This window comes from Streptomyces sp. NPDC057854 (assembly GCF_042797055.1).
GTDB lineage: Bacteria > Actinomycetota > Actinomycetes > Streptomycetales > Streptomycetaceae > Streptomyces.
Genome location: NZ_JBHVMF010000026.1, coordinates 17,058 through 28,981, shown reverse-complemented (window position 1 = coordinate 28,981; position 11,924 = coordinate 17,058). Strand labels below are relative to the sequence as shown.

The 11,924-nt window shown below is 73.3% G+C and carries 11 protein-coding genes; 4 read left to right on the top strand and 7 right to left on the bottom strand.

Annotation, left to right across the window (positions count from 1 at the left end; genetic code table 11):
• Positions 1-10 precede the first annotated feature (10 nt).
• Positions 11-1,156 (bottom strand): STM4014 family protein, encoded by a 1,146-nt coding sequence (locus tag ACFVQZ_RS30245; RefSeq protein ID WP_383627892.1) that lies wholly within the window; start codon positions 1,154-1,156, stop codon positions 11-13.
• Positions 1,153-2,112, bottom strand: coding sequence for an STM4015 family protein (locus tag ACFVQZ_RS30240; protein ID WP_383627890.1), 960 nt, complete (start codon positions 2,110-2,112; stop codon positions 1,153-1,155). The genes ACFVQZ_RS30245 and ACFVQZ_RS30240 overlap by 4 nt, the downstream gene beginning before the upstream one ends.
• Before the next feature lie 168 nt (positions 2,113-2,280).
• Here ACFVQZ_RS30240 and ACFVQZ_RS30235 point away from each other — a divergent pair, with 168 nt between their 5' ends.
• The 3 genes from ACFVQZ_RS30235 to ACFVQZ_RS30225 all read left to right on the top strand — a co-directional run bounded on the left by ACFVQZ_RS30235 (position 2,281) and on the right by ACFVQZ_RS30225 (position 4,616).
• Positions 2,281-2,607: a hypothetical protein gene (locus ACFVQZ_RS30235; protein ID WP_383627888.1), complete on the top strand. Its 327-nt coding sequence runs from the start codon at positions 2,281-2,283 to the stop codon at positions 2,605-2,607.
• A gap of 70 nt (positions 2,608-2,677) precedes the next feature.
• The gene (locus ACFVQZ_RS30230; protein WP_383627886.1) at positions 2,678-3,700 is read left to right on the top strand and encodes a DUF6745 domain-containing protein; all 1,023 of its coding nucleotides are present in this window, start codon (positions 2,678-2,680) and stop codon (positions 3,698-3,700) included.
• Positions 3,701-3,830: 130 nt separating this feature from the next.
• Positions 3,831-4,616, top strand: coding sequence for an SIMPL domain-containing protein (locus ACFVQZ_RS30225; RefSeq protein ID WP_383627884.1), 786 nt, complete (start codon positions 3,831-3,833; stop codon positions 4,614-4,616).
• On the opposite strand, the gene ACFVQZ_RS30220 is transcribed toward ACFVQZ_RS30225, so the two are convergent.
• Positions 4,585-5,220, bottom strand: a complete 636-nt coding sequence (locus ACFVQZ_RS30220) for a TetR/AcrR family transcriptional regulator (protein WP_383627882.1) — start codon at positions 5,218-5,220, stop codon at positions 4,585-4,587. The two genes, ACFVQZ_RS30225 and ACFVQZ_RS30220, sit on opposite strands and share 32 nt — an antisense overlap.
• 187 nt (positions 5,221-5,407) lie before the next feature.
• Here ACFVQZ_RS30220 and ACFVQZ_RS30215 point away from each other — a divergent pair, with 187 nt between their 5' ends.
• Entirely contained in the window at positions 5,408-6,652 is a 1,245-nt protein-coding gene (locus tag ACFVQZ_RS30215) for an MBL fold metallo-hydrolase (protein ID WP_383627880.1), read from the top strand.
• Positions 6,653-7,047: 395 nt separating this feature from the next.
• Here the strand turns inward: ACFVQZ_RS30215 and ACFVQZ_RS30210 are convergent, their stop codons facing one another.
• From ACFVQZ_RS30210 to ACFVQZ_RS30195, 4 genes are read right to left on the bottom strand one after another with little or no spacing between them, the layout of a single operon-like run.
• A complete protein-coding gene (locus ACFVQZ_RS30210; RefSeq protein ID WP_383627879.1) occupies positions 7,048-7,542 on the bottom strand; it encodes a hypothetical protein in 495 nt (164 codons plus the stop codon).
• Complete coding sequence (locus tag ACFVQZ_RS30205) at positions 7,539-8,123, bottom strand: hypothetical protein (protein WP_383627877.1); 585 nt, start codon at positions 8,121-8,123, stop codon at positions 7,539-7,541. The genes ACFVQZ_RS30210 and ACFVQZ_RS30205 overlap by 4 nt, the downstream gene beginning before the upstream one ends.
• Positions 8,124-8,126: 3 nt before the next feature.
• Positions 8,127-10,370 (bottom strand): DUF6571 family protein, encoded by a 2,244-nt coding sequence (locus ACFVQZ_RS30200; RefSeq protein WP_383627875.1) that lies wholly within the window; start codon positions 10,368-10,370, stop codon positions 8,127-8,129.
• Between the two features lie 9 nt (positions 10,371-10,379).
• Positions 10,380-10,796, bottom strand: coding sequence for a hypothetical protein (locus tag ACFVQZ_RS30195; protein ID WP_321192921.1), 417 nt, complete (start codon positions 10,794-10,796; stop codon positions 10,380-10,382).
• Positions 10,797-11,924: the final 1,128 nt, after the last annotated feature.

Here is an 11,924-nt window from a genome sequence, read left to right as displayed (position 1 = left end):
TCGGGCTGGTTCACGGGGTGGTGCTCGTTCCTGTGGTGCTGGATGTCGGTGTCCCGGAGGCGCGCAGCAGATCGGCGACCTGGGCACCGTACGTGTCCAGGCCCTCCGCGCCGCTGCCGGGGAGGCCGGTGAGGCCGGGCAGGAGGTCCCCGAAGGCGTTGACCTCGCCGACCGCGAAGCGGCGCCAGCCGGCGCCCGGCAGCAGGTCCACGCCGACGCAGCGGGTGCCCGGGAAGGCCGCCGCCGCCCGCTCGCACACGGCGACGGCGTCCTCCCAGCGCCCGCCGGCGGCGGCGATCGCCGCCCGCGCGGCGGCCAGGTCGCCGCGGGCGCCGCCGAGGTGGAGATTGGTCATCGGGGAGCGGCTGGTGCGGACCACGGCGTGCGTGGCGCGCCCGCCGGTCACCACCACCCGCAGGTCGGCGGCCCGGCCGCCCTGCACCGCCTTCGGCAGCCAGCGCTCCACGTGCAGCCCGTCCGGCGCGAGCGCGTCGACCAGGGCGCCGACCTCCCGCGCCCCCGTGTAGCGCCGCACCCGCAGCGAGTTGAAGAGCCGTCCGGCCCCGTCCCGCTCCACCGAGGTGGTCGCCTGCACCCGGCCCCCGGCCGCCGTCTCCAGGGCGAGGACCCCGGAGGCGGAGGAGCCGTGGGCCGGTTTCACGAAGACCCGGCGCAGCCCGGCCGCGGCCGTCAGCGCCACCAGGTCGTCCCAGCCGCGCACCGGCGCCCCGCCGGGGCCCGAGGTCGGCGACGCCGGGACCGGCACCCCGGCGTCGGCGAGCCGGCCGTGGGTGAGCCGCTTGTCGAAGAGGACCGCCGTCTCCGCCGGATCGTCCACCAGCACCGCGCCGGCCCGCGCGGCCTCGGCCGCGAGCCCGGCGACGGCGGCGGTGAACCGCTCGTACCAGAGCCGGCCGCCCTCCACCCGGGCCGGGTCGTCGGCGTCCCGCAGCAGGCGGTCCACCTCCGGCACCTCCCCGGGCGAGTCGACGCGCACGGTCTCGCCCGCCGCGAGGCGGGCCCGGCCGGCCAGCACGTCGAGCCAGGAGACGACCCGCGCCCCGGGCAGCCCGGCGGCGCGCAGCGCGTCCTGGAAGAACGCGACGCGCCGGCCCGCCGGATCGCCGACGACGACGAGGCGCGGGCCGCCGGTCATTCGGCGACGGCGACGTAGCGCCAGACGTCCCCGTCGCCGTCGTCCTCCGGCTCCTGCGGGTCGTCCAGGACCACCCGCACGCCGTGCGGGGCGAGCGCGGCCGTCAGCCGTGCGCCCATCGCCTCAGACAAGTAGTGGTGCGACAGGTCCAGCTCCCGCAGGTGGGTGAGCGGCTGCCCGTCGAGCAGGGCCGCCGCGCCCTCGTCGGTGAGCACGCCCATGCTGAGGTCGAGCCTGTCGAGCCGGGCGACGACCGGCGCGCTCGCCACCGCCGCCGCCACCTGGTCCTCGATGACGCTGTTGCACAGCCCCAGGCTGCGCAGGGCCGGGAACGCCTCGCCGGACAGCAGCGGCGCCAGGTCGGCCGGGGAGGAGTCGCCGCCGTACTCGTCGGTGCCCAGCCACAGTTCCAGGCGCTCCAGGGCGGGCAGGTCGCTGCCGGCGATGCCGCGCACCACCTCGGCGCCGAGCCCGCCGGTCTCCACGACCAGGGTCTCCAGGCCGGTGTGGCGCACCGACGGGAAGGCGAGCCCGCTGCCGCCGCGCACCCCGAGCTCCCGCAGCGCCGGGTAGGCGGCGAGCAGCGGCGTCACGTCGGACTGCACGATCCAGGAGATCTCGCAGTCCTCGACCGTCATGTCCCCGAGGAAGACGGCCTCCAGGCCGGTCAGGCGGTCGTTCGCGGCGATCAGGGCGGTGACGATCCCGGCGGAGGAGGTCTCGTACGCGTCCTCCCAGCCGCCGACCACGATCGCGCGGACCCGGCGGGTGTCGACGCTCTTCAGGAACTGCCCGAACAGGCCGTCCCACTCGGGGTCGTCGGCGTCGCGGTACGTCGGGCCGGACACCCGCCACGCCACCGCCGCGGCGTCGGGGAGGGCGTCGCCCGGCTCGGCGCCGGCGAAGTCGAAGACGGGGAGGCCGTGGAACTCCTCCAGATAGGCCCCAATGGTCATGACGGTGCTCCAGACGACGGACGGCTGTACGGACTGACGGCAAGAGTTCTACCAAGCGGCACTGACAGCGGGGGGCGGCGGGGGCGGGAGCGGACGCGTTGTCAGTGGCGGCCTCTAGCGTCGTTCTCGTGTTCGGGCAGTGGGACCCGGACGGGAAAGGGGAGAGCCATGTACCGGCAGGGGGACGTGCTGATCGTGCCCGTCGACGAGCGGGCCGTGCCCGGCCGGGCGAAGGACGCGCGCGGCGAGCCGAGGGACGGGCGCGGCCGGCTGGTGCTGGCCTTCGGCGAGGTCACCGGGCACGCCCACGCGATCCCGGGGCCCGGCCGGCTGGTGCGCGAGCCGGGGCCGTACGGCCCGTTCCTGCTCGAACTGCCCGAGGGCGGGCGGCTCGTGCACGAGGAGCACGCCACGATCGTCCTGCCGAAGGGCTGGTACCGGGTGGTGCGGCAGCGGGAGTACGTGCCGGGCGCGTACCGGCTCGTGGCGGACTGAGGACAGGGACCGGGGACCAGGGACCGAGACGGAGGGACAGGCAGTGGCAGGCGAGATGGGGGACGGGACGATGAACGACGGGGACATGTACGAGAAGTGGCGGCGTGTCGCCGCGGCCACCGGGCCCGCCGACCGGGCCGCGGTCGAGGACGGCGTCCGGCTGGCCTACGCGAGCGCCGGACTGCCCGCGCCCGCGCGGGTGCTCTGGGCGGACTCGCCGCTCGCCGCCGTCGAACTGGTCGCCGGCCTCACGGACCGGGGGCGGCCGGTGCGCGAGGAGGTGCGGACCCTGCCCTGGGCGGAGGAGCGGCGCCGGCTCCACGACACCCTCGGCCCGGCCGGCTGGACCGCGCACTGGCAGGCCACCGGCGCCCGGCTCTGGGAGCCGACGCGGGCGCTCGCCGAGCGGGTCAGAGCCGCCGTCCTGGAGGCGCTCGACGAGCGCGCTCAGGCCGGCGCGCCCGCCGCGACCGCGGCCCGCGAGCTGCTGTACGACGCGGTGCTCGGCCAGCAGGACGCCGCCTGGCTCGCCGCCTTCGACGGGCACGGGACCCGGCTCGCCGGGCTCGCCGCCGTCGCCGGACAGGCCGGCTGGTGGTGGCCGTACGAGAACGTCGCCGTCGTCTGCGAACGCCCCGTCGCACTGCACCGCGACGAGGCCGGCCGGCTCGACCGCGGCGACGGCCCCGCCCTCGCCCACCGGGACGGCTTCGCCCTCCACGCGTGGCGCGGCATGCCGGTCACCCCCGGCTTCCTCGCCGGGCTCGCCGACCTCGACCCGGAGCGCATCCGCACCGAGGAGAACGCCGAACTCCGCCGCGTCATGCTGGAGTTCTACGGCTACGAGCGCTTCCTCGCCGACTCCGGGGCCCGCCCCGAGGGCCGCGACGAGACGGGCGTGCTCTGGCGGATCGCGCTCGCCGACGACGAGGACGTCGTCATGGTCGAGGTGGTCAACTCGACGCCCGAACCGGACGGCAGCCACCGCACCTACTGGCTCCGCGTGCCGCCCGCCACCCGGACCGCCCGGGAGGGCGTCGCCTGGACCTTCGGCATCGGCGCGGAGGTGTACGAGCCGCTCGTCCAGACCTGAGCGGCCCGGCCGCTGGTACGGAGAGGTGAAGGGCGGCGCCGGTCAGGAGTGGCGCCCGGGAGGCGGCGCCTCCGGGTGCTGGGATGTGCCCGCCGGAGCCACCGGCACCCATCCGTCGAAGGGACCGCCCGTGCCGCACCGCCCCGTGCCCGCCCTCCCGGACCACCGCGTCCGCGCCGCCCGGCTCCTCGCCGCCACCGCCGTCCTCGGCGGGCTGCTCCTGGGCTCCGCCGCGCCCGCCCTGGCCGCCGCGCCGGACCGCTCCGCCCCGCGGGCCGCCGCCCGCTCCGAGGCCCCGGCGACGGTCACCGTCACGGGCAGCGGCAGCGCGTCCGCCGCCCCCGACCTGGCGATCCTCTCCGTGGGCGTCGAGGTCACCAGGGCGACCGCGAAGGAGGCGATGGCCGCGCAGAGCACCGCCGCCGAGGCGCTGCTCGCCGTCCTGCGGAAGGAGGGCGTCGAGGACCGGGACATCCGCACCGACAGCCTCGCCCTCACCCCCGTCTACACCCAGACGACCGGCGGCGAGTCCAAGGTGACCGGCTACCAGGCCGGGCAGACGTTCTCCGTGAAGGTCCGGCGGATCGACCGGGCCGGCCAGGTCGTCGGCGCCGTCAACGACGCCACCGGCGACGCCGGCCGGGTGCACGGCGTCGTCTTCGACGTCGCCGACCCGAAGGAACTGCGCGCCAAGGCCCGCGAGGCTGCCTACCAGGACGCGTACGAGAAGGCGTCCCAGCACGCCCGGCTCAGCGGCCACCGCCTCGGCCGGCTCATCTCGCTCAGCGAGGGCGACTCCCTGCGGCCCGGCCACGGCGCGGTGCCGTCCATGCCGGCCGACGAGCCGACCGTCCCGCTCGCCCCCGGCGAGATCGAGGAGCAGGTCACCGTGTCGGCGGTGTACGAACTCCTCTGACCGCCGGCGGCGCCGGGAGGCCCAGCTCGCGGGCGAGCGCCTCGTCCGCCCACCGCAGCATCGCGGTCCGGGACAGACCGCCCGCGTACACCGTCGTCTGGACGGCGAGCCCGTCGAGGTACGCGGTCAGCCGCCAGGCGGCACTGGCCGGATCGGGGCACGGGAACTCGCCGGCGGCCACCCCCTCCTCGATGACCGAGACCAGCGCCGCCTTCCACGCCCGGTCCAGGCCGGCCGCGACCCGGCGCAGCTCCGGGTCGCGCAGCCCGGCCGCCCACGCCTCGATCCACAGCCGCCACCCCTTGGCCTGCCCGGTCGGGGCGTACCAGCGGACGGCGGCGCGCAGCCGCCGCTCCGCGCTCGCCCGGCGGCCGAGGATCCGGCGCAGCTGCGCCAGATCGCCCTCCGCCGCGTGCGCGAAGGCCGCCGCGACCAGCTGCTCCTTGGTGGAGAAGTGGTACAGCACCAGCGCGTTGCTCACCCCGAGGGCGGCGGCCACGTCGGCGATCCGGACGGCGGCGGCGCCCCGCGCCTCGATCTGCGAGACGGCGGCCCGCAGCAGCTCCTCGCGCCGCTCGGTCACGCTCAACCGCACTCTCGCCACGGCCGGAAGCCTACACAGCACATGACAGCGGCATGATCGACGCGGCGCGCGGCCGGCGGGCGGGGGCGCCGAATCGATACCAGCCGTACCGCTCCGTGATCGGGGTAGACGGGCCGCGCCGGACCGGCCCTGACGGGGCCCGCCCCGGCCGCCCATAATGGAACGACCCCATCGATCAGGAGGACCTGTGACCGGAACCGGCCCAGACCGTCCGCTGCGGGACCGGCTGCGCGCCCTGCGGCCCGAGTCCTTCGGTGCCGAGCCGGCGGGGGAGCGGCTGGCCCGCATCCGCCGCTCGCCGCACTTCGCCGACGGCGTCTTCCAGAACCCCGAGGAGGCCCGCCGCGGCCCCTCCGGTTCCACGGTCGACCTGATGAAGATCTACTTCGAGAAGGAGGCGCGCGCCCGCCGGGCCCCGGCCGGGGTCATCCCCGTCCACCCGACGACCGTCGCGGACCTCGCCCGCCCCGCCGCCACCGGCCTGCGGATCACGTGGCTCGGCCACTCCAGCGTGCTCGCCGAGATCGACGGCGTACGGATCCTCTTCGACCCCGTCTGGGGCGAGCGCTGCTCCCCCTTCTCCTTCGCCGGTCCGCGCCGGCTCCACCCGGCGCCCGCGCCGCTGGCCGCGCTCGGCCCGGTCGACGTCGTCGTGATCTCCCACGACCACTACGACCACCTCGACCTGCCCACGATCAAGGCGCTGGCCGGCACGGACACCCTGTTCGCGGTCCCGCTCGGCGTCGGCGCGCACCTGGAGCGCTGGGGCGTCCCCGCGTCCCGCCTGCGCGAACTCGACTGGCACGAGTCCACCGAGGTCGGCGACGTCACCCTCACCGCCACCCCGGCCCGCCACTTCTGCGGCCGGGCGCTCCGCAACCGCCAGCACACCCTCTGGGCCTCCTGGTCGGTCCGCGGCCCGCGCCACCGCGTCTTCCACAGCGGCGACACCGGCTACTTCCGCGGCTTCCGGGACATCGGCGCGGCCCACGGCCCGTTCGACGTGACGATGATCCAGATCGGCGCGTACGCGGAGTTCTGGCCCAAGAACCACACGGACTATACGCCGATGCCTGGGGCGTGGCCAGACATTCACATGACGCCCGCGCAGGGGGTCCAGGCCCATCTTGACCTGCAGGGAGGTACTCCGGCCGGTGTGATGCTGCCGATCCACTGGGCCACCTTCAACCTGGCTCCGCACCCGTGGGCGGAGCCGGGGGAGTGGACGAAGGACGCGGCGGAGGAGGCGGGGCAGGCGGTGGCGTTCCCACGTCCTGGTGAGCCGTTCGAGCCTGCGGCGGGGAAGCTGCCCGCGGATGCTTGGTGGCGTGGGGTGTCTCAGCCGATCGCTCGTCCGTGGCGCCGGCCGAAGTCGGCGCAGATTCCTGTTGAGGCGTCCGAGCGTGATCTAGACCTGGCGGGTGATCGGTGAGGTCGGGTGAGGACGAGCTGGGCTGGGTCGTGGCCCTGCTGGCTCGTCTCCGGGCGAGGAGCGCGACCGTGTGGCGCGCGCACTCGACGGTCCGTCCCGGCGGAAGCCTTCGGTGAGTGCCCAACGGTTCATGCCGTTGCCGACCAGAGCGGGATCGTCCTCGGTTGTCGTCCGGACGCGCATCGTGGAGCGCTGAGCACGCCCTCGCGGAAGCTTCATCGGTTCGCCGGTGGGACGCGGTGTTCGCGAACACCACGAGGAAGCGGTCTGGTGTACCAGCATGAGCTGGACCTGGGCGAGGATGGCCCGGCTGGTGTCGGGCGGCAGTGCGATGGTGATCTTGTCTGGCCAGTTGGGGTTGCTGACGGGCTTGGGTGCGCTGGGTGTCGACGGCGTCAGTCGCAAGCGCCCTCGCTGAAGGTAGCGTGAGAGATGTAGAAGGCGAGCATGTCCGGGCCGGGCGGCGGCAGGTCCTCGGCTCCAGGAAAGACCACGGGCGGCTCCGGATCCGGGGTCAGAGTGACGCGCACGCAGTACTCGGCGTCGGTGTCCTCGGTGCCGATGGTGTAGTTGCCGTCCTGCCCCTCGTGCGTCTCGACGCCGTACCTGGGGCCGATGTCGGTCTTCCTGATCGCCTCGACGATCAGGGAGCCGTGGTCGCCTGCGAGAGTCGTGTAGTGCGCCTTTCCGTCCAGGTCCGCGACGCCCTGTTGGACGGCGTCACGGAACTCGCCCTCGCCCCACGTCGACTCGGCACGCACTCCGTACAGCACGCCGAGCGCGACGAGCGGCGCCAGGACGATGAGCGCGCGACCGACCGGGTTGCGGTGGTTGTAGACGTACCTGCCGGTACCCCATCCACTCCTGACGAAGACCGGCTCCTCGCTCACGTTGCCTCGCAGCCGGCGATGCGCGCGAGGTTCCTGGCCGCCTCGCGGACGACCGCCGAGCTGTTGCGGATCTCGGTATCGCGCTCGGCGGAGTCCTTCTCCTGTTCCTCGTCCTTCTTCGAGGGCCCGATGAAGGTCACCGTGATGTACGGGGCGGTCGAGCCCATACGGGCGGCGCAGTCGGCGGGCAGCCACGCCTTGGCCTCCTCGGGGAGCGCCCAGCCCTTGAACCCGGGGCCGAGGGGGACGGAGTCCTTCCTGGAGCCGGGGTCGTGCCGCTCGTCCGCGACGACCAGTTTGAAGATCTCTCGGCGGTAGTTGCCGTCGGGGTTGGCGCGCAGCACGGCACACCCCTTGAACACCGCGGTGTCGCCCTTGCCCGGGCTCACCCACTCCTCCGCGCCGACCTCGCCGCCCTTGCCGTCGTCGATCAGCTCTGCCGTCTGCCGGCTGAGCGCACCGTGGCACAGGGCCTGCGGCAGCGAAGGCTTCTTCTCGGTGTCGGGCCAGAGAGCTGCGGTCACGACCGCCGCCCCGGCGACGCCGAGAACGACGGTCAGCGGCAGCCACTTCTCGTCCATCGGTCACTGGCCCATCGACTTGTCGGCGTCTTGCATGCCGTTGTGGTACCACTGCTCGGTGATCGCCTGGAGGTGGTCCTCGTACTCGCCGGGGCTCGTGTCCAGCTCCTCCTCCGACAGTCCGCGATGCGTCGCCATCCCGCGCAGCATGCCGTACAGCTGCTTCTGGCCCTCGTCGTAGTGCTTGATCATGTTTTCGCGGGTCGCGGCGTCGACCTTGGCGTTCTCGTCGTTCAGGTTCGCGCTCAGACCCCAGTCGATCGAGCGCTGGACCCCGTCGCCGACGATCGGGATGGGGGGCAGCAGCCCACCGTAGACGTGATAGTTGACCATTTTGTTCCAGTTGTTGGCGTCCTTCTCGGCCTGACCCAGGTCGTAGATGACGTCGCCGCGCACACCGTCGAGGTGACCGAGCACCGAAGCCGACTGCTTGACCCAGGCCCGCAGCTCCGGGTCCTCCTTGCGGAAGGACTCCTCCGGGAAGCGCGACAGCCCCTCCCCGATCACGGCGGTCTGCGAGCCGTGGATGGCCTTGAAGGCGTTGGGGTCCTCGGCCGTGGAGCGGATGATCCGGGTGAGGTCGCCGCGGTCGATCTCCAGCTGGTTGAAGTCGGTCGGGCCGTCCATCTTCTTGCCGAGGATCTGGTGCACGTCGGAGCCGTAGTCGGCGATCATGTCGGCCATCGGCAGCCGCATGGAGACGGGGACGGCGCTCTGGTCGGTCCTGAGCTCCTTCGTGTACTCGCCCATCACCCGCTCGAAGATCGCGGTCTCGGCGCCGTCGTGGTGGGCGGGCACCGGGTGCATCGGCGTGCCAGGGGCGCGGCCGGTGGCGGCGGCCTCGAGCGCGAGACCGAGCTCGGCCCGGGCCGAGGAGTGCTGGAGCTCCTCCGGCATCTCGCTCTCGACCTCGCCGCCGGGCCACTTCCGGTCGTCCAGGAAGTACTTCAGGTTGTCGGTCGTGTTCGGGTCGAAGTAGTGGGTTGCGGCGGACGGGTTGCGGCTCATGGCGTTCAGCAGGCCCTTCATGGGGTCCTCCTGGGTGCCCTGCCAGTTCTCCATGTGGCCGTCGTACGGGTCGGCGGCGGTCGTCTCCCAGTCCCGGATGGTGTCGGCGACCTCGGTGAGGAAGGCCTCGCTGTACACCGGGTCGCCCTCGTCCTTCTGCCAGGGCGAGGACTTCTCCTTGGGGTCCTTGTTCGGGTCGTAGACCTGGCCGTCGTTGTCCGCGGCCATCAGCTTGGTCAGCGCGCTGAGGCCCGCCGCTCCGCCGCCCAGCTGCCCCGGGTGCCGGTTCGGAAGGCCGTTGCCGTCGCGGGCCACGGCGATGAGGCGGTCGGTCCAGGCGGAGGTGACGCCGCCGGGGGAACCGAGCGGCGAATCGGGTCCGGTGGCGGTGGCGAGGCTGCCGGACAGCGCCCGGTAGAGGCGGGCGTCGGTCGCGGAGAGTTGGCCGTCGCGGCCGCCGGCCTCCAGGCTGCTCGCCAGCAGGAGTACGGCCTCCTGCTGCTCCCGGCCGTTGAAGCTGAGGTTGGTCATGAGCTCGGCGGAGAACGCCGGCGAGCCCTGGCCCTCCTCCACGAGCTTCAGCAGCCGCTCGCGCTCCTTGTCGTCGAGGTGCTCCCAGCGGCCGTAGAGCTTGGCGGCCTCCCGGCCGTTCTCCGCCTGCTGCTTCTCCTCATCGCGCATCCTCTTCGCGTCGGCGATGCCTCCGAGGTCGGCGCTGCCGAAGTCGTTCGGGTGGTTCTTGATCAGCGCGCGCAGGCCCCAGGCGCACAGCTCGTCCGCCTCGGCGGCGCGCTTCAGGATGCCCTCGATCTTGCCGCGTAGCGCCTCGAACTGAGCCTCTGTGGCGAGTGGTTCCGTGCTGTCGGCCGACCGGCGGTCCGGGGGGACGCGATGGCTGATCACACCGTCGGGGTAGATGGTGATGCCCGGCGGAGGGTTGTCGTACGTCGCCTTCAGGTCGGCCTGGGCCGACTTGAGCAGGGTATGCGCGTCCTGGAGGAGGTCGCGGACGGACTCGGCCTCGGTGACCGCGTCACCGAACTCCTTCGCCGTCTTCGTGACGAACTCCTTCGTCACCGTGGCGTTCTCGCCCCGCCAGGTCGACTTGTCCGCCTTCGTCTTCATCGCCGACGCCTCCGTCTTGAGGGCGTTCAGCTTCGTGATCATCTCCGACCACTGGGTGACCGCGGTCTGCGCCGGCCCCAGCTTGGCGTTCAGGAGCTGTTCGAACGTGGGCATGAGAGCTCCTTACCGGAAGAGCTGACTGATCTTGGACGCCGGTACGGCCCCGTCGTCACCGGGCGCGACGGGGCCGACGATGCGCAACTGCGCCGCGATCCAGTCGTCGTCGGCCTGCGCGGACTTCTTCGTGAAGTTCAGATGATTGGAGATGTGCGCACATGCCTGGAGCAGGGTCCTGACCTGTGTCCCCCAGGTCTTGTTGACCTCGCTCAGCGCGGCGCCGGCGTCGAAGCCGTCGCCCTTCAGGCCGCTCGCCGCGGTCTCGCTCGCCGCGGCGGCGTGCTTCCCGCCCGCCTGGAGCCCGTTGAACAGGCCGTGCGCGGCGTGACCGATCGCACCCAGGTCGTCGTCCTCGATGACGTAGTCCGCCGAACCCTTCGCCGGCCCCGAGCCGCCCGTACCGCCGGCCTGGTTCAGTCTCATGGCCGCGGCTTCCTTTGCTGCGGCCCACTCACCCTCGAACGACATCGTCGCCACCCCGTGTCTTGACGGTCGGAATCGCGCCGCCGGCCGCGGGCACCGCATGGGGCCCACAGGCCGAGCATGGGCAATCGATCATACATACGGGTGCTTCCGACCTGGCTGCCTCTTCGCTCCTCCCGGACGCGAGCACAGCGCATCGGCGACGGACGAGGAGCCGGGGCGCGCCATCATCAGGCTCGGCCGCGATCGCAAAGGCCACGAGAAGATCCGGGAACCCCCCACCCGTGCTCTCGCCTCGCACATCGAAAACGCGCGTCAGATCCTGCGCCGCTTAGGCAGCAATCAATACGTCACCGGATGGGACGAAGCGGATGCCCCGGCTCGGGCGGGCATCGCTGACCACCACCCCGACGCCGACAACCAGATGCGTTCTCTGGGAGGAGCCACGGGCTGTCCGGGTGAGATTGCCGCAGCTTTCGGTCCTGACGGCGGGCGGCCGCGACATCGATCCTGCGCCGCAGGATCTCGTCGACGATCGCGTCGGCCGCGTCCTGGAAGGCGGTGAAGACAGCGGGCATCATCAGGGCGCTCATGCAGTAGGAACGGCGGAGGCCGGTCAGTGGATGCCCTTGAACCCCGGGCCGAGCGCATCGGCGGGGGCCTGCGTCCCGTACGCGGGGTGGGGACCGCCGCCGCGGCGGCCGACTCCGGCCCCGCGCCCACCGGCAGGCCAAGCGGCGCCGGGCGCCGAATCGCGCCGCGGCATGCAGTACGTCGCCGGTGGCGGCGGTCCCCCCGCCGCCCGCCGCCCGCCGCGGCCTGGCGCACCTCGCCCGCCTCGCCGGCGACTTCCCCGCCCCCCCGTGCGGTCGTTTCCGACCTCGGCTGGCCCGGACGCCATCACCCCGTCCCAGCAGCGGTCTTGACCCATGGGGCGCAGTCCCGACAGGTCGGGGTTGTGGAAGGAGTACCGGCCGAGCATGACGCGGTGCCGGGCGAACAGCGAGAGGCGCGCGACGTCCTCGTCCCGGCCCCTTTCAGGTGCTCTATGAGCAGGGGCATCCACGCACGTAACTCCTTCTGCCTGCGCCCGTTGGGTGAAGCATGCCAGCATCAGCGTCCAACGCC

What these genes read in the sequence shown, in the direction of transcription:
- ACFVQZ_RS30245 (WP_383627892.1), bottom strand. Translation starts at nt 1,156, where the DNA reads ATGACCGGCGGCCCGCGCCTCGTCGTCGTCGGCGATCCGGCGGGCCGG.
- ACFVQZ_RS30240 (WP_383627890.1), bottom strand. Translation starts at nt 2,112, where the DNA reads ATGACCATTGGGGCCTATCTGGAGGAGTTCCACGGCCTCCCCGTCTTC.
- ACFVQZ_RS30235 (WP_383627888.1), top strand. Translation starts at nt 2,281, where the DNA reads ATGTACCGGCAGGGGGACGTGCTGATCGTGCCCGTCGACGAGCGGGCC.
- ACFVQZ_RS30230 (WP_383627886.1), top strand. Translation starts at nt 2,678, where the DNA reads ATGAACGACGGGGACATGTACGAGAAGTGGCGGCGTGTCGCCGCGGCC.
- ACFVQZ_RS30205 (WP_383627877.1), bottom strand. Translation starts at nt 8,123, where the DNA reads ATGGACGAGAAGTGGCTGCCGCTGACCGTCGTTCTCGGCGTCGCCGGG.
- ACFVQZ_RS30200 (WP_383627875.1), bottom strand. Translation starts at nt 10,370, where the DNA reads ATGCCCACGTTCGAACAGCTCCTGAACGCCAAGCTGGGGCCGGCGCAG.
- ACFVQZ_RS30195 (WP_321192921.1), bottom strand. Translation starts at nt 10,796, where the DNA reads ATGAGACTGAACCAGGCCGGCGGTACGGGCGGCTCGGGGCCGGCGAAG.